Here is a 15,999-nt window from a genome sequence, read left to right as displayed (position 1 = left end):
GCCGCGCGGGGGGACCGGCGGGGATCAGCCCGCGGCGTCGATGGCGGTCAGGCGTCGGTGGAGGCGGTGCCGGGAGCCACCGGCGGCAGCCCGCGCCTGGCACGCTCTTCGGCCTCGATCTTCGCGTAGACACGACGCTCGGTGCGGTCGGCGCGGACGATGCTGCGCAGCACGAAGAAGAAGATCAGCGACACGAGGACGGTCGGCAGGAGCGTCCAGAGCGCCGCGACCCAGTAATCCATGTCCCCAAGGATACGCCGTGCCGGTATCGCCTCCTCCCCAGGGGCACCTCTGCGGGCGCCGCAGGCCGAGCACCTGTGGAAACCGGGACGCAGGCATCGGGCGTGGCGACACTCGGGCCATGACCCCCACCGTCGTGAAAGCCGCGGATGCCGCGCAGTTCCTCTCCTTCGTCCCCCGCATGCTCGGCTACCACCCGACGCAGAGCCTCGTGGTGATCCCGTTCCAGGGAGCCCGCAGCCTCGGCGCGATGCGGTTCGACCTCCCCGACGGCGATGACGACGCCGTCGACCGGATCGCCGCCACCGTCACCGGCATGGTCTGCCGGCTCCCCGAAGCGGATGCCGTCGCCGCGATCGCCTACACCGGAGCACGATTCCAGGACGAGGAACGGATGCCGCATCGCGACCTCCTCGCCGCTCTCGAGCGCCGTGCGGATGCGTGCGGCCTACGGGTCACCGATCTGCTGTGCGTCGCCGGCGACGGGTGGGGTTCGTTCCTCGACGCGGAGTGTCCCGCGACCGGGAGGCCGCTCGGCGACCTGGAGTGGATCGGTGCTGGAGACATCCCGGAGCCCGACGGCGATCAGTCGACAGGCGCGGACCTGCCCGCATGCTCGGCCGAGGAGCGGGAGCGGGTCGCGAAGGCGATGACGGCGCTCGACACGGCGGTGGCGGTGCTGTGCGGACCGCAGGCGGACGGCGGTACTGCGGCGCGCACCGCGCGATCGGCTCGCACCGCGTGCGACGACGCGGTGACGGGCTGCGCCCGCGGGGCGGAGGTCGCGACGAGCGCTGCGCGGCCGAACGCGCGCATGAGCGACCTCGGCCCCGTTCCCGCACCGGTGCCGGGCGCGGTGGAGGCGGAGGCATCCGTCACCGACGAGGCGGCACGGGTCGACCCGCAGGCGCTCGCGGCAGTCTGCCGGTTCGACGATCTGCCCGGCTTCTTCGAGGACGCCCTCGCACGCCCGCTCGATGCGGCGGACGCGTACGACGTCGCCGCGCTCGTGTGGTGCCTCGCACGCCCGTCGCTGCGGGATGTCGCGCTCGTGCAATGGAGCGGCAATCTCGCACAGGGCGACGAGGCGTTCGATGCACAGCTGCGGTGGGAGTCGGGTGAGGAGTATCCGGCGCACCTCGCGATGCGCATGTGGGGAGAGGGCGATCGGCCGCAGGTGTCTCGGCTCGAGACCGCTCTGCAGCTGTCACGGCGGGCCGCCGCGGTCGCGCCTCGCGACGCACAGCCCGGTCCGCTCGCGATGTGCGCGTGGCTGTCGTGGGCTCTCGGCCGCTCGACCCATGCGGCGGCGTACGCGGAGCGCGCGTGCGAGATCGAGCCCGAGCACGGACTGTCGCAGATCGTGCTGTCGTTCGTGAACGCCGGGCACCTCCCGGACTGGGCGTTCCACCGCGCGAGCGCCCGGTGATCCGCGTACCGAAGGATCCCGCCCGCGGACTACTTGACGAGCGGGAAGAGGATGGTCTCGCGGATGCCGAGCCCGGTCACCGCCATGAGCAGTCTGTCGATGCCCATGCCCATGCCGCCGGTCGGCGGCATGCCGTGCTCGAGCGCGCGCAGGAATTCCTCGTCGATCCGCATCGCCTCGAGGTCGCCCTTGGCAGCGAGCTTGGCCTGCTCCACGAAGCGCTCCCGCTGGATGACCGGGTCGATGAGCTCGGAGTAGCCGGTCGCGAGCTCGAAGCCGCGCACATACAGGTCCCACTTCTCCACGACGCCGGCGATCGAGCGGTGCTCGCGCACGAGCGGGCTCGTGTCGACCGGGAAGTCCATGACGAAGGTGGGGCGCACGAGGCCCGGCTTCACGAAGTGCTCCCACAGCTCCTCGACGAGCTTGCCGTGGATCGCGTGCGGCGGCAGGTCGACGCCCTCGGCCTCGGCGAGCGCGACCAGGTCCTCGAACGGCGTCTCGGGCGTGATCGAGCGGCCCGCCGCCTCCGACAGCGACCCGTACATCGACAGGCGATCCCACTGGCCGCCCAGGTCGTACTCGGTGCCGTCGGCCCATGTCACGGTGGTCGAGCCCGAGATCGCGACGGCGGCGTTCTGGATCAGCTCCTGCGTGAGGTCGGCGATGCCGTTGTAGTCGCTGTACGCCTGGTAGGCCTCGAGCATCGCGAACTCGGGGCTGTGGGTCGAGTCGGCGCCCTCGTTGCGGAAGTTGCGGTTGATCTCGAAGACACGGTCGATGCCACCGACCACAGCGCGCTTGAGGAACAGCTCGGGCGCGATGCGCAGGTACAGGTCGGTATCGAACGCGTTGGAGTGCGTGATGAACGGGCGTGCCGATGCCCCACCGTGCTGCACCTGCAGCATCGGGGTCTCGACCTCGACGAATTCGTGAGACGCGAAGGTCTGCCGCAGGCTCGCGTTGACCTTCGCGCGTGCGAGGACCGTGTCGCGCGCGCGGTCGCGCACGATGAGGTCGAGGAAGCGGCTGCGGACGCGACTCTCCTCGCTGAGCTCGGAGTGCAGGTTCGGCAGCGGAAGCACGGCCTTCGACGCGATGCGCCAGTCCGACACCATGATCGACAGCTCGCCGCGGCGGCTCGAGATGACCTCACCCGAGACGAAGACGTGGTCTCCGAGGTCGACGAGCTCCTTCCAGGCCTGCAGCGACTCGTCACCGACGGCCGCGAGCGACACCATCGCCTGGATGCGGCTGCCATCGCCGGCCTGCAGCGAGGCGAAGCAGAGCTTTCCGGTGTTGCGGCTGAAGACGATGCGACCGGCGACCGCGGCGGTGACGCCGGTCTCGGCGCCCGCCTCGAGGTCGGCGAACCGATCGCGCAGGGCCGGGATCGTGTCGGTGATCGGCAGGCTGACCGGATACGCCCCGCCCGCGGCATCCGTGCGCTCCGCGATCAGCCGCTCGCGCTTTGCCAGCCGCACGGCCTTCTGCTCGAAGACTTCTTCTTCGGTCGGCTCGTCTGGCGCGGTCGCGTCGGTCACGGGGTGGGCTCCTCGGTGGGGTGTTCTCCGCAGAACGCGGACCCCCAAGTCTACCGAGGTGCTCAAGGGCGCGAGTAAGGTCGGGGACGGCCTTGGAACGCCCACCTCGACACGATCGGACGACGCGATGTCGCAAGCTCGTCGCACGATGTCGGATCTCACCGGGTTCTGGGTCGTCGCGGCCGCGTTCACGAGCGTCACCGCCTACGCCACGGTCCCGACGCCGCTGTACCCCCTGTACCAGGCGGCCGACGACTTCCCCGTTCCGGTCGTGACGTTCATCTTCGCCGCGTTCGCGGTGGGGGTCGTCTTCAGCCTGTTCCTGATCGGGCACATCAGCGACTGGGCGGGACGACGCCGGATGGCGGTGATCGCGATCCTCGTCTCGGCGCTCGCGGCGGTCGTCTTCATCGTGTGGAACACGGTCCCTGGCCTCATCGTCGCGCGATTCGTCGACGGGGTCAGCGTCGGCGTACTCAGCGCTGCGGCGACCGCCCACCTCGCCGAACTGCGCGCGAGGGCGCGCCCCGCGGAGACCGCGGTCGTCGCGGCGTCGGTGGCCGGAGCCGCGAACCTCGGCGGCCTGGCGCTCGGACCACTCGTCGGCGGCACGTTCGCCGAGTTCGCTCCCGACCCCCTCGAGCTGCCCCACATCGTCTTCCTGGTGCTCTTCGTCGTCGCAGCGCTCGTTCTGCGCCACGTGCCCGAGACGGTCGACACGTCGGCGCGGCATCCGGCCTATCGACCGCAGCGGCTGGCACTCCCCGCCGGGTCCGGCACGACCTTCACCGCGGCGGGCACCGGCGCGGCCGCCTCGTTCGCGCTGTTCGCGCTGTTCACGTCGCTGGCGCCGACATTCCTCCACGACACGTTCCGCGTGTCCGACCACCTCGTGGACGGTGCCGCCGTCTTCGCCGTCTTCGGCGCCGCGGCGCTCGCGCAGGTGCTTCTGGTCCACGTCGCCCAGCGGACGCAGCTCCTCATCGCGATCCTGTGTTTCGTGGTCGGACTCGTGTCCATCGCCGCGGGCGCGCTGATCCCCACCCTCGCCCTCTTCATCCTGGGCGGCGTCGTCGCCGGATCCGGCGCCGGCATCATGTTCCGCTCGGCGATCGCCGCGGCCGGCGCGCTCTCGGCGCCCGAGCGCCGGGGCGAGACTCTCGCGCTCCTCTTCCTCATCGCCTACGGAGGCCTCGTCGCACCGGTGCTCCTCGTGGGGCTGAGCCTTCCCTTCGTGGCCGAGACGACCGTGCTTCTCGTCTTCTCCGCCGTCGTGCTCCTCGCGACGCTCGGCTCCGGCGTCGCGATGCGCCGTCACTCGCTCCCGGCACGCACGCGGTCGGACGACCGGGCACGTTGATCCCCGGCGGCTGCCCGGACGCGGATCGCGTCAGGGCAGGTCGACCGGCACGCCGAGCGGCGCCCAGCGGACTCGCTCCCGCACCGCCCCCGGGGCGGCGTCGAAGACCGCCATGGCGGCGTCCTCCTGCTGCGAGAAGTGACTCCATCCCTCGACGTGGATCGGTATGGCCATGCCAGGCTGGGCAAGTTCGATGAGCTCGACCGCGTCGTCGGCGTCCATCGTGTACGAGAGCGGCCCCGTGAGGGGGAACTTCACGGCCCCGATGTGCACGAGTGCCACCTCGGGCCGCAGCCCGGTCGCCGCACGCCGCAGGCCTCCGTACATCACGGTGTCGCCGGTCATCCACAGGCCGGGACGGGCGGCACCCCCGAGCGAGAGGGCGAACCCCACGACGGACCCGACGATCGGCCTGGTGAGCGCAGCGCCGTGCCGGCACGGGGTCGCCGTGACGACGAGGTCGCGCTTGCCCTCGGCGGTGAGGGTGACGGCATCTCCGGCAGCCAGGCCTCGGGCGTCGGGGTGCGCGCCGTCGGACGTCAGCGCCTTGGCGCCCGCGACCGTGGTCAGCACCGTCCGCGCTGCCGACAGCCCCGCCCTACCCGCGTCGTCGAGGTTGTCGGCGTGGTGATGATGGCTCAGCAGCACGACGTCGACCGGGCCGATCTCCTCGAGCGAGATCGCGGGACCGGTGGTCTTGCGTGACGACGTGCCCAGCGCGAACGAGTACGTGCGCCCTGGCGGGTCGAACGTGGGATCGGTGAGGATCCGCCAGTCCTCCCATTCGACGAGGGCGGTCGGACCGCCGATCCGTGTGACGCGCATGTCGCCTCCCAGCCCTCGTACCCGGCGTCAGCCCAGGTAGATCTCGGCGTTGTCGATGAATCGGTGCCCCGCCACCGAGGCGGCGATGAGGGCGAGGGCGGGGCCGTTGCTGCCCTCGTCGACGGGCAGGAACGTGGCCGGGTCGACGACGCTCAAGTACTCCAGCCGGATCCGCGGCTCCCCCATCAGGGTCGACTGCGCGGCGGCGATGCACGCGTCGATGCCGCGGTCCGCGTTCGCGGCCGCCGCGTCGAGCGCGGCCGGGAGGAGAGCGGCGGCCACGAGGTCGCGGTCTTCGAGCATGCCGACCCGCGTCGACACCGGCAGTCCGTCGTCACCCCGCACGGTCTCGACGGTCGCCACCTCCACGTCGAAGAACAGATCGCGGATCATGCGGCGTACCAGGAACACCCGCTGCCGGTCGCGCTCGCCGTACAGGGCGACGTCCGGCCGGACGAGATGGAACAGCTTGGCCTCGACCGTCAGGAGCCCGTCGAAGTAGAACGGGCGTGCGCGCCCTTCGTAGCGAAGGCCGAGGTCGCCCGCGGTGACCTTCGTCGTATTCGAACCGTCGGGGAGCAGCTCGCTCGCGTCCGGTGCGAACACGACCTCGACCCCGAGCGACTCGAGCAGACGTTCGTCCTCGTCGGGAGTCCGGGGGTACGCGGCGAACTCGGAAGGCGAGGCGAAGCGCAGCGGGTTGACGAACACCGACACCACGACGATGTCGGCCACTTCGCGCGCGCGATGCACGAGGTCGATGTGTCCGTCGTGGAGCGAGCCGATGGTGGAGATGAGCGCGACGCGCGCCTCCGGGGCGGCGGAGCGGACCTCGGCGAGCCGAGCGCGCAGCTCGTCGACGGTGCTGATCATCCTTGGATCGTAGCGGGGGGCTCGCCGCTCGCGGGACCAGAGCCTGCTTCCGCGAGGGCCTGGTCGAGCGTGGTGTGCGCGAGAGCCGAGAGAAACGACCCGGGATACGGCACACCGGCCTCCGCCAGCAGCGCGGCCGCCTGGTGCACGATGGACCGCGAGAAGACTCGCGCAGTCGCGATCGCCTCCCCGTACGCGGGGCGCGCCGACTCCTCGACGACCACGGGCTCGCAGCCGAGTTCGACGGCGAGCGCCTGCGCGATCGGCAGCACGGGAGCGGGCGCGGTGACAGCCGCGTACGCGCTGGAGAGCGCACGCAGATCCATCGAGGTTCCGGTGAACTCGATCGCCGGGTGCACGGCGAGCGGGATCACGCCCTTCGCCACGGCGGCCGACAGGATGCCGGCGCCCCAGGCCGGATCCGTGTGCAGCACGAGCTGCCCCGGCTGCCACGCGCCGACTTCGGCCAGACCGCTGACGAGACCTTCGAGCTGGTCGTGCGGCACCGCGACGATCACGAGCTCACTGCGGCGGGCGACCTCGGTCGCGTCCAGAACGGGAACGCCGGGCAGGATCGCCTCGACTCGCTCGGGGTCGGAGCCCTTCGTGACCCCCACGAGCGCGTGCCCGGCTCCACCGAGTGCCGCGCCCAGCACCGGTCCGACCCTGCCCGCGCCGATGATGCCGACGCCGAGACGGCCGTCCCGGCTCACGCGCGGTCCTTCCCCGGCTCGGCCGCAACGGTGTATCCCGCGGGCGGAGGCGGGACCGGCGGCGCAGCCGTCCCGACGGTGACGGGACCCGCGGGCGGCGGCCCGGCAGGCACGTCAAGATCGCGCGCCGTGGAGACGAGGGCAGCGGGGACGGCGCCCGGAGGGGGCGTGGGGACCGTCTCGTCCTCGGCCCAGCGGTGCGTGCGGTCGGCGAGCGTGGCGCGCACCGACCCGCGGGCGACGTCGTCGAACAGCGCCAGGGCGGAGTCCCGGTCGACGGCCGCGAGGAACGGCGAGACCGGGCCCGTGACGACGTGCGCGCGCACGTTGGTCACGCGCGACGCACGGTCGAGCGGCCCCTGATACAGCCCGAAGCTCTGCAGGCGAGCGAGCGGGAGGATCACGAGCTTGCGCCACACCACCCCACGCCGCATCAGGAGAACGTCGTCGGTGAGGCGGAAGCCGTTGCGGCGGTAGGAGAACGGCCGGATCCACCAGGCGCGCTTGGGCGTGTTGGTGAAGGTATCATCGTCGGTCGGCCCGAACATGCCCTGCCGCACGATGAGTGCCCGCTCGTCGTCGGGCAGCGACGGCTGGAGGAGGCGCAGCACCCGCTCGACGTCCGCCGCGGTGCCGACCGGCAGCACCGTCGTGAACTGATCGGTCGTGCTGTCGGCGGCGCTGCGACCGGTGAGGCGGTTGATGCGGATCGTCCACCACCCGGCGGGGCGCCAGAAGACCCCCTGCGTCACCTCGACGGCATGCACCCGGCCGGGTGGGACGATCTCGGTGATCGTCGTGAAGAGTCCGAATGTGATGCGCACGCCGTCGGGCGTCGGGGCGATCGAGTAGCGCAGCGACCGGACGATCGAGCGCACCCAGTACGCGCCGAAACCGATGATCGCGGGCACGAAGCCCAACAGCAGCCACGTCACGCCCTGGCTGACGCCGATCACGATGGCGACGACGGCGAACAGCAGTCCCAGCGTCGACGCGCTGAGGACGTGGGATGCCACGAGCCGGCCGACCGGGATGTGCACGACCGATTCCCGTTCGGCGACCGGGGCCTCGGGTCCCTCGATGAGCCCCGTGATCTCGCGTCCGACGGTCTGGCTGAGGGACGCCACCCTGCCGGCCTGCCGCGGCGCGGCCGCACCGCCGGGGCCGGCGGTCATCGCGAGGCGGCGCCCCGACGCGAGGCGCAGGATGTCGGCACGGACCGCTTCGGCATTGGCGGTCGAGAGATACTCGAGCTTGACGTTCGCGTCGGTGCCCGCGCCGACGACCTCGAGCTTGGCCATGCCCAGCAGCCGCGCGATCATCGGCCGCGTGAGGTTGACGCCCTGTACCCGGTCGAGGGGCGCACGCCGCTGTGTGCGGAACAGGATGCCGCTTCTCACCTCGACGTCGTCCTCGGTGATGCGGAAGGTGTGGAAGCGCCACGAGGTGTAGAACACCGCCACGAGCACGATGAGAACCGCGAGGACGGCGACACCCGCCAGTACGTAGAGGTTGTTCGCGATGATGAAGTCGACGGGGTCGCCGCCGACCTGCTCCCACTCCACGACCTCGTCCCCCACCCCGGGCGCGAGCCACGGCAGAAAGATGTACAGCAGGCGATCGCGCAGGTTCGCGAAGACGATGCCGATGACGACGATGAGGAACAGGCCGCCGCGCAGCAACGGGGTCAGCGGATGCAGGCGGTGCCACTCGCCGTCGCTCAGCGGCGACCGCACCAGCTGCGGCGGCGGAACGCCGGGTCCGGCAGGCGTCGGCTCAGGAGGGGGAAGCGTACTCATAGCCCGGTGCGGCGGCTCTCGGCGACTTCGACGAGGTGGTCGCGGAGGGTCTCGGCGGTGGATTGCGCCAGCCCCGGGATCACGACGCCCGTCGCGGCGGCGGCCGTCACGAACTTGAGCTGCGCGATGCCGAAGCCGCGGTCGAGCGGACCGTGGGTGATGTCGATGAGCTGCATGCGGCCGTAGGGCACGGCGACGAAGCGCTGCCACAGGATGCCGCGACGGAAGACGAGGTCGTCGTCGCGGAGCTGGTAGCCGATCGCCCGCGCCTGTCGCGGAAGGATGGCGAGGGTCCACGCGAGGATCACTGTCATGATGCCGCCGGGGATCCACGCCCACAGCTGGTGCATCAGCAGCGTGAGCACGAGCGTGGCGGCGATGACGACCAGCAGGAACGACCCCGTCGAGATCAGCTGCACCGTCACGTACTTCGGCGAGATCTGGTGCCACACCCCACCCTCGAGCGAGAGACGGTTCTCGGACCGCGGCTCGACGAGCCGCTCGAACTCCGGGCCGGCGTCGGGGACAGCCGCAGCCGCCGCGTCAGTGGCCGTGGATCCGCGGTTCGAGTCCGGGGTCATCGCCTCCGGGCTGTTCGTCATCGTCGTCCTTCCGGATCGTGCACAGGTGCTCCGCGATCAGACCCGCGGCGACCAGCAGGGCGCCGCACACGGTCGTCGCGATGACCGTTCCCAACGAGCCTAGCGAGGGCGTGACCGGCCGGGTCGAAAGGAAGATCCACAGGCCTGCACCCAGCCCGCCGATCGCGGCGCCCACGATGCTCGACGCCTTCGCGAGCATCGCGATGCGCACGGCGCGGAACGGGTCGACCTTCCTGCTGGCGGTGCCGTGGGTGGCGCGGCGGATCGGGATCGCGAGGGCGATCACCACCACGCCGAGCAGCACGAGGAGGATGGGCAGTGTCACCGCAGGCGTGAACGTGGGGCTCCCCGACGAGGTCAGCACCTGATCCGCGAGGAACCCCGCCGCGACTCCGAGGACCGCGGCGATGATCAGCACGCCGGCGCCGGTGCGCTTCATCGGTCCCCCGCCCGCAGTCGGCGCAGCGCTTCGTCGACCCGGCCGACGCCAGGGAGCACCGCGTCGGGATCGACGGTCAGCCACGGCCCGAGCACGAAGTCGCGCTCGACCGCCCGTGGGTGCGGGAGGAGCAGCCGCGGGTCGCCACTGACGACGTCACCGTAGGCGATCAGGTCGAGGTCGAGCGTGCGGTCCTCCCAGCCTCCCTCGCGCGCGGAACGAGCGACCGACCGCACCCGGCCGTGGCGCTGCTCGATCGCGTGGAGGTAGCCGAGCAGCACCGAGGGCGCCAGGCGTGTCGTGAGGATCGCCACGGCGTTCAGGTACGCCGGAGCGGAGGCATCCGGCCCTTCCGGCTTCAGCGCGACCGACTCGATCGGCTCCGACACGCGGACCGCGTCGACCAGCGGCACGCGGGCGAGGTCCTTGATGGCCGCGGTCATCGTCTCGGCACGGTCGCCGAGGTTGGCGCCGAGCGCCACGACGGCTTCGACCGCCTCCCGCGGATGGCGGTCGGGGTCGCCGTCGAAGCCCTGGGCGAGTCGGCGGTTCACGAGCCCACCGTCCACGCCGGCTCGACGGGGCGGCCGCGCCGGATGGTGACCGCCACATCGGAGAACGCGACGGTGATCGGGGCCTGAGGCTTGTGCACCGTGACCGAGACCATCCGCACGAGGTCGTAGGAGAGGAGGTCGTCGGCGATGCGCGCCGCGACGCCCTCGATGAGGTTCAACGGCTCCCCGCCGACCAGCTCGACGATGCGCTCGGCGACCTCGCCGTAGTGTACGGTGTCGGTGACGTCGTCCGTCTCGGCCGCCTCCGCAGTGCTGAGGTACAGGGTCACGTCGACGACGAACTCCTGGCCCTCGCGGCGCTCGTCCTCGAACACCCCGTGATACCCGTAGGCGCGCACACCGGTGAGCGTGATCTCGTCGATGAAGTCCATCAGCCCTCCCGGCCGCCTGATCGATCCGCACCGGCCCACCGCTCGGCGACCACCAGAGCATCCCGCGTGGCGCCGACATCGTGGACGCGCACCGCCCACACGCCCGCCTGCGCCGCGAGGGCGCTCGTCACCGCGGTCGCCAGATCGCGCCGGGCCTCGGAGGCGTCGGCGGGGTCTTGGGCGAGCGCGTCGGCGAGGAAGCGCTTGCGGCTGGTGCCGATCAGCACCCGCTGGCCCATCGCGACGAAGCGGTCGAGCCCTCGCAAGGTCTGCCAGTTCTGCTCCCCGCGTTTGCCGAAGCCGATCCCGGGATCGACGATGACCCGCGCGGGATCGATGCCGGCCTGCGCGGCGGCCGCGATCCTGGCGGTGAGCTCGCGCGTGACCTCGGCCACGACGTCGTCGTAGACGGCACGCGCGTACATGTCCGCGGAGTGGCCGCGCCAGTGCTGGAGCACCACGTCCGCGTCGGTCGGGGCGATGGCCGCCAGCATCCCGGGGTCGGCCATGCCGCCCGAGACGTCGTTCACGATCCGCGCGCCCGCCTCGACGGCCAGGGCGGCGGTCGAGGCGTTCATGGTGTCGATGCTGACGACGACCCCTGCATCCGAGAGGGCGCGCACGACGGGAAGCACCCGCTCCTGCTCGACGTCCGGCGCCACGCGCTCAGCACCCGGCCGGGTCGACTCGCCGCCGATGTCGAGGATGTCGGCGCCCTGCGCCCTCAGCAGCAGTCCGTGGGCGACGGCGGCCTCGGCATCCACGTACCGCCCGCCGTCGCTGAAAGAGTCGGGCGTCACATTGACGACGCCCATGATGAGCGTCATCCGCGACCAGCCCCGATCAGCGCGATCAGCTCGGCGCGCGCGGCCGGTTCGGCGAGCTCCCCGCGGGCGGCGATCGTCACGGTCGAGGCATCCGGCTGCCGCCCGCCGCGCATCGTCACGCACTCGTGCGAGGCATCGAGCACCACGAGCACTCCCCGGGCGTCGAGGGATCCGGCGATCACGTCGGCGATCTGCTCGCCCAGGCGCTCCTGCACCTGGGGACGCGACGACAGGATGTCCACGACCTTGGGCAGCGCGCCGAGTCCGACGACCTGCTCGCCGGGGAGGTATGCGAGATGCGCGTGCCCGCGGAAGGGCAGCAGGTGGTGCTCGCACACCGAGCGGAAGATGATGTCGCGCAGGATCACCGCGCCCGACGGCAGCGTGTCTGGGGCGGGGCCGCGCGACACCGAGATGGTGTGCGCGAGCGGGGCGGCAGCATCCGTCCCCACCCCCGCGAAGAACTCGGTGTACGCGTCGGCGACGCGCTCAGGCGTCTGCTTCAGCCCGGGGCGCTCGGGGTCTTCGCCGATCGCCTCGAGCAGTTCGCGCACGAGCACGGCGACACGCTCACGATCGACGGCCATAGGCCGAGCCTACGCGGTCGCCGGGCGCGCCTGTCCGGTGGGGCGGCGCTTCGTCGCCTTCTCGGCGGCCGGCAGTTCGTCGGCCTCGACACTCGCGGCGAGACCGGCCTCGTCGCGGCGCTGCGGAACCTCGACGGGCGGCAGCTCCGAGACCGGGCGCTGCTCGCTCGACAGCCACTGCGGACGCGGGGGGAGGCGCTTGACGTCCTTGAAGATCTCGGCGAGCTCGAGGTGATCGAGCGTCTCCTTCTCGAGGAGCTCGAGCGCGAGCTTGTCGAGCACATCGCGGTTGGCGTTGATGACCTCGTACGCCTCGTTGTGCGCCTGCTCGATGAGGTCGCGCACCTGGACGTCGACCCGCTCCGCGACGCGCTCCGAGAATTCGCGGCCATGCCCCATGTCGCGGCCCATGAAGACCTCACCCGACGACTGACCGAGCTTGACCGGGCCGATGTCGCCGGTCATTCCGTACTCGGTGACCATCTTGCGGGCGATGTTCGTCGCCTTCTCGATGTCGTTCGAGGCGCCGGTGGTCGGGTCGTGGAAGACGATCTCCTCCGCGACGCGGCCACCCATCGCGTACGTGAGCTGGTCCTGCAGCTCGTTGCGCGTGACGGAGTACTTGTCGTCCAGCGGCAGCACCATCGTGTATCCGAGGGCCTTGCCGCGCGGGAGGATCGTGACCTTCGTGACGGGGTCGGTGTGGTTCATCGCCGCCGCCGCGAGCGCGTGACCGCCCTCGTGGTAGGCCGTGATGAGCTTCTCCTTGTCCTTCATGACGCGCGTGCGGCGCTGCGGGCCTGCGATCACGCGGTCGATGGCCTCGTCGAGGGCGCGGTTGTCGATCAGCTGCGCGTTCGAGCGGGCGGTCAGCAGCGCGGCCTCGTTCAGCACGTTGGCCAGGTCGGCACCGGTGAAGCCGGGCGTCTTGCGGGCGACGACCTCGAGGTCGACGCCGTCGGCGAGCGGCTTGCCACGGCCGTGCACTTCGAGGATCTTCGTGCGGCCCTTGAGGTCGGGGGCGTCGACGCCGATCTGACGGTCGAAGCGGCCGGGACGCAGCAGCGCGGGGTCGAGGATGTCGGGGCGGTTCGTCGCCGCGATCACGATGACGTTCGCCTTGGGGTCGAACCCGTCCATCTCGACGAGCATCTGGTTGAGCGTCTGCTCGCGCTCGTCGTGTCCGCCGCCCATCCCGGCGCCACGGTGGCGGCCCACGGCGTCGATCTCGTCGATGAAGATGATGGCCGGCGCGTTGTCCTTGGCGTTGTTGAAGAGGTCGCGCACCCGGCTCGCGCCGACGCCGACGAACATCTCGACGAAGTCCGAACCCGAGATCGAGTAGAACGGCACGCCTGCCTCACCCGCCACCGCGCGGGCGAGCAGCGTCTTGCCGGTTCCGGGAGGGCCGTACAGCAGCACGCCCTTCGGGATGCGGGCGCCGACCGCCTGGAACTTGGACGGGTCCTTGAGGAAGTCCTTGATCTCTTCGAGCTCTTCGATCGCCTCGTCGGAGCCCGCGACGTCCTGGAAGGTGACCTGCGGCATCTCCTTCGTCACGAGCTTCGCGCGCGACTTGCCGAACTGCATCACCTTGCTGCCGCCGCCCTGGGCGCTGGACAGCAGGAACCAGAAGAGCAGGCCGAGCAGCAGGATCGGCAGGAGGAGGGAGATGAAGCCGTCGAACCACGTGGCACGCGGGACGGCGTCGTTGAAGCCGTCCTTGGGGTTCGCGTCGTTGATCGCGGTGACGACCTCGTCAGCGCGTGCTGAGACGTAATAGAACTGCACGTCGCTGGCGCCCTCGTACTCCTTCGAGAGCTTCATGTCGACCCGCTGGTCGCCGTCGGTGTTGACGACCTCGGTGACCGTGTCGCCCGAGAGCAGCTCGAGACCCTCCTGCGTGGAGATCTGCTTCGCCCCGCCCAGGCTCGAGATGAGCGAGAAACCCACGATGAGGAAGACCCCGATCAGCAGGACGTAGAAGAGAGGGTTGCGGGTGATCTTCTTGAAGTCCATGGCACGGGCGCGAGCCCGACCCCTTTCGTCGACGTGCCGCCGCGGACGGAAAACCCCCGTCGACGGTTGAATCAGGGTATCGCGCGATTCCTAGGCGCCGTCTGTGCATTCGCCCCGGGCGTAATCACAGCCCGCCCGATAGCGTGGGGGCGAAGCGCCGCACGAGCCCACGACGAGGAGGACCCCGTGCCCCGCATCCGCCCCTCGCTCATCGTCCTCGCTGCGGCGGCCGTCGCCCTGACCGGCTGCGCATCCGGTCCGCAGTCACTGACGCCCTCCGAGATCGTGGCCGAGATCGCCTGCGCGAGCACGGACCCCTTGGGCGGCGACCCCGGTCGAGCCGGGCCCATGCCCGATCACTTCCAGCCGGTCGCCGCGGTCCGCTGCGTGCCCTTCCAGACCGTCGAGGACGACGAGGGCATCTGGTCCGTCATCCTCCGTGAGCGGCTCGAAGGCGATCTCACGGCGCTCCTGCGTGCGCAGGCCGAGCCCGACGACGCGCGCTCTCCGGGACCGTGCGCGGCGATCGCGATCATCGCGCCGCAGATCTGGCTGACGGATGCTGCGGGCCGAGGCATCCGCGTCCGCTATCCGGCCGACGGCTGCAGCCAGCCGAAGCTCGACCTCATCGGCGACGCGCTGGCCGAGCTCGCCGTCGTGCAGACCGACGAAGAGCAGCGCACGCTCACGCAGCCGCGCGCAGCGCTCGAGTCCGGGTGCGCGCCGACCTGGTCGGCCCGGCCGCTGCAGATCGCCGCGCCGGAGGAACTCGAGGAATGGGAGGGCACCCTCGACGCACCCGCCCCCGCGCCGTCGTCGACGGGGATCCAGACCATTCCGTGGGCGCCTCCGCGCACGCCCGCACCCGGCGAGGTCGAGACGCTCCGCCTCTGCGCCTACTCCACCGACGACGCCGCGAACCCCTCGGCGACGCCCGCGCCCGGGTCGACGACCTGGGTCACCGTCGATGCGGAGGGCACGGCGTGGTTCACCGGCAGCCGTCAGCTCGACGCCGCCGAGACGCGCGCAGTGCTCGGGGCCGCAGCATCCGCTCAGCCGCTGCCGGAGGCCTGCGACGACATCCCCGGTTCCCTGGTCGTGCTCGACGCGGACGAGGAGGGGAAGGCTCCGATCACGGTGGAGCTGGACGGATGCCGTCGGCTCATCGTCGACCACATCGCGACGTACGCGGCACCGCCCGCTCTTGTGGAGATGCTCGGGGGCTGAGCGGTGCCGTCAGCTGTAGACGTGCGGCGCGAGCACGGCGACGTCCCGCAGGTTGCGGTACTTCTCCGCGTAGTCCAGGCCGTAGCCGACGACGAACTCCGTCGGGATGTCGAAGCCGACGTACCGGCAGTGCACCTCGACCTTGGCGGCCTCGGGCTTGCGCAGCAGCGCGAAGACCTCGACGGATGCCGCACCACGGGCCGCGAAGTTCTCCAGCAGCCAGCTGAGGGTCAGACCCGAGTCGATGATGTCCTCGACGATGAGCACGTGCTTGCCGAGGATGTCGGTGTCGAGGTCCTTGCGGATCTGCACGACACCGCTGGACTTGGTGCCGGCGCCGTATGACGAGACGGCCATCCAGTCCATCGTCACGTGCTTCTTGAGCGCGCGCGAGAAGTCGGCCATGACCATGATCGCGCCCTTGAGCACCCCGACCAGCAGCAGGTCTTCGTCGGCGTAGTCCTCGGCGACCCGCGCCGCGATCTCGTCGAGCTTGGCTCGGATCTCCTCCTCGGTGACGAGGACTTCGGTGATGTCGCTGGAAACGTCGGCCGCGCGCATGCGACGAG

17 protein-coding genes are annotated in these 15,999 nt (G+C 71.1%); 3 read left to right on the top strand and 14 right to left on the bottom strand.

What is annotated here, in order from left to right; all coding sequences use genetic code 11:
- Positions 1–47: 47 nt before the first annotated feature.
- A complete protein-coding gene (locus J2Y46_RS20385; RefSeq protein WP_045296442.1) occupies positions 48–242 on the bottom strand; it encodes a hypothetical protein in 195 nt (64 codons plus the stop codon).
- A 119-nt stretch (positions 243–361) separates the two neighbouring features.
- Here J2Y46_RS20385 and J2Y46_RS20380 point away from each other — a divergent pair, with 119 nt between their 5' ends.
- Positions 362–1,669: a DUF4192 family protein gene (locus tag J2Y46_RS20380; RefSeq protein ID WP_310244959.1), complete on the top strand. Its 1,308-nt coding sequence runs from the start codon at positions 362–364 to the stop codon at positions 1,667–1,669.
- Between the two features lie 29 nt (positions 1,670–1,698).
- Here J2Y46_RS20380 and lysS read toward each other — a convergent pair whose 3' ends face one another.
- Complete coding sequence (lysS, locus tag J2Y46_RS20375) at positions 1,699–3,213, bottom strand: lysine--tRNA ligase (RefSeq protein ID WP_045296439.1); 1,515 nt, start codon at positions 3,211–3,213, stop codon at positions 1,699–1,701.
- A gap of 148 nt (positions 3,214–3,361) precedes the next feature.
- On the opposite strand from lysS, the gene J2Y46_RS20370 reads away from it, so the two are divergent.
- Positions 3,362–4,573 carry an MFS transporter gene (locus J2Y46_RS20370; RefSeq protein WP_310244956.1) on the top strand — a complete coding sequence of 404 codons (1,212 nt, stop codon included), beginning with the start codon at positions 3,362–3,364 and terminating at the stop codon, positions 4,571–4,573.
- 30 nt (positions 4,574–4,603) lie between these two features.
- Here the strand turns inward: J2Y46_RS20370 and J2Y46_RS20365 are convergent, their stop codons facing one another.
- From J2Y46_RS20365 to ftsH, 11 genes are read right to left on the bottom strand one after another with little or no spacing between them, the layout of a single operon-like run.
- Positions 4,604–5,398: an MBL fold metallo-hydrolase gene (locus tag J2Y46_RS20365; protein ID WP_310244955.1), complete on the bottom strand. Its 795-nt coding sequence runs from the start codon at positions 5,396–5,398 to the stop codon at positions 4,604–4,606.
- 27 nt (positions 5,399–5,425) lie between these two features.
- Positions 5,426–6,271 (bottom strand): pantoate--beta-alanine ligase, encoded by an 846-nt coding sequence (panC, locus tag J2Y46_RS20360; RefSeq protein ID WP_310244953.1) that lies wholly within the window; start codon positions 6,269–6,271, stop codon positions 5,426–5,428.
- Positions 6,268–6,984 carry a DUF2520 domain-containing protein gene (locus J2Y46_RS20355; protein ID WP_045296435.1) on the bottom strand — a complete coding sequence of 239 codons (717 nt, stop codon included), beginning with the start codon at positions 6,982–6,984 and terminating at the stop codon, positions 6,268–6,270. The genes panC and J2Y46_RS20355 overlap by 4 nt, the downstream gene beginning before the upstream one ends.
- On the bottom strand, positions 6,981–8,783 hold the full coding sequence (locus J2Y46_RS20350; RefSeq protein ID WP_310244950.1) for a PH domain-containing protein: 1,803 nt from the start codon (positions 8,781–8,783) through the stop codon (positions 6,981–6,983). The genes J2Y46_RS20355 and J2Y46_RS20350 overlap by 4 nt, the downstream gene beginning before the upstream one ends.
- Positions 8,780–9,385, bottom strand: coding sequence for a PH domain-containing protein (locus tag J2Y46_RS20345; RefSeq protein WP_045296434.1), 606 nt, complete (start codon positions 9,383–9,385; stop codon positions 8,780–8,782). The genes J2Y46_RS20350 and J2Y46_RS20345 overlap by 4 nt, the downstream gene beginning before the upstream one ends.
- Positions 9,327–9,824 carry a DUF3180 domain-containing protein gene (locus J2Y46_RS20340; RefSeq protein WP_310244947.1) on the bottom strand — a complete coding sequence of 166 codons (498 nt, stop codon included), beginning with the start codon at positions 9,822–9,824 and terminating at the stop codon, positions 9,327–9,329. The genes J2Y46_RS20345 and J2Y46_RS20340 overlap by 59 nt, the downstream gene beginning before the upstream one ends.
- Positions 9,821–10,378 carry a 2-amino-4-hydroxy-6-hydroxymethyldihydropteridine diphosphokinase gene (gene folK, locus J2Y46_RS20335; RefSeq protein ID WP_310244945.1) on the bottom strand — a complete coding sequence of 186 codons (558 nt, stop codon included), beginning with the start codon at positions 10,376–10,378 and terminating at the stop codon, positions 9,821–9,823. The genes J2Y46_RS20340 and folK overlap by 4 nt, the downstream gene beginning before the upstream one ends.
- Positions 10,375–10,770, bottom strand: coding sequence for a dihydroneopterin aldolase (gene folB / locus J2Y46_RS20330; RefSeq protein WP_045296432.1), 396 nt, complete (start codon positions 10,768–10,770; stop codon positions 10,375–10,377). Before folB ends, folK begins: the two co-directional genes overlap by 4 nt.
- Positions 10,770–11,597 carry a dihydropteroate synthase gene (gene folP, locus J2Y46_RS20325; RefSeq protein WP_310244943.1) on the bottom strand — a complete coding sequence of 276 codons (828 nt, stop codon included), beginning with the start codon at positions 11,595–11,597 and terminating at the stop codon, positions 10,770–10,772. The genes folB and folP overlap by 1 nt, the downstream gene beginning before the upstream one ends.
- Positions 11,594–12,184, bottom strand: coding sequence for a GTP cyclohydrolase I (gene folE, locus J2Y46_RS20320; protein ID WP_045296428.1), 591 nt, complete (start codon positions 12,182–12,184; stop codon positions 11,594–11,596). Before folE ends, folP begins: the two co-directional genes overlap by 4 nt.
- 9 nt (positions 12,185–12,193) lie before the next feature.
- On the bottom strand, positions 12,194–14,203 hold the full coding sequence (ftsH, locus tag J2Y46_RS20315) for an ATP-dependent zinc metalloprotease FtsH (protein WP_045296427.1): 2,010 nt from the start codon (positions 14,201–14,203) through the stop codon (positions 12,194–12,196).
- Positions 14,204–14,389: 186 nt separating this feature from the next.
- Here ftsH and J2Y46_RS20310 point away from each other — a divergent pair, with 186 nt between their 5' ends.
- Positions 14,390–15,430, top strand: coding sequence for a hypothetical protein (locus J2Y46_RS20310; RefSeq protein WP_310244939.1), 1,041 nt, complete (start codon positions 14,390–14,392; stop codon positions 15,428–15,430).
- 9 nt (positions 15,431–15,439) lie between these two features.
- On the opposite strand, the gene hpt is transcribed toward J2Y46_RS20310, so the two are convergent.
- Entirely contained in the window at positions 15,440–15,991 is a 552-nt protein-coding gene (hpt, locus tag J2Y46_RS20305) for a hypoxanthine phosphoribosyltransferase (protein WP_045296423.1), read from the bottom strand.
- Positions 15,992–15,999 lie beyond the last annotated feature (8 nt).

Source organism: Microbacterium sp. BE35 (assembly GCF_031457705.1).
Classification (GTDB): Bacteria; Actinomycetota; Actinomycetes; order Actinomycetales; family Microbacteriaceae; genus Microbacterium; species Microbacterium trichothecenolyticum.
Note: the sequence above shows the minus strand (reverse complement) of the source record. Positions and strands in the feature narration are given on the sequence as shown.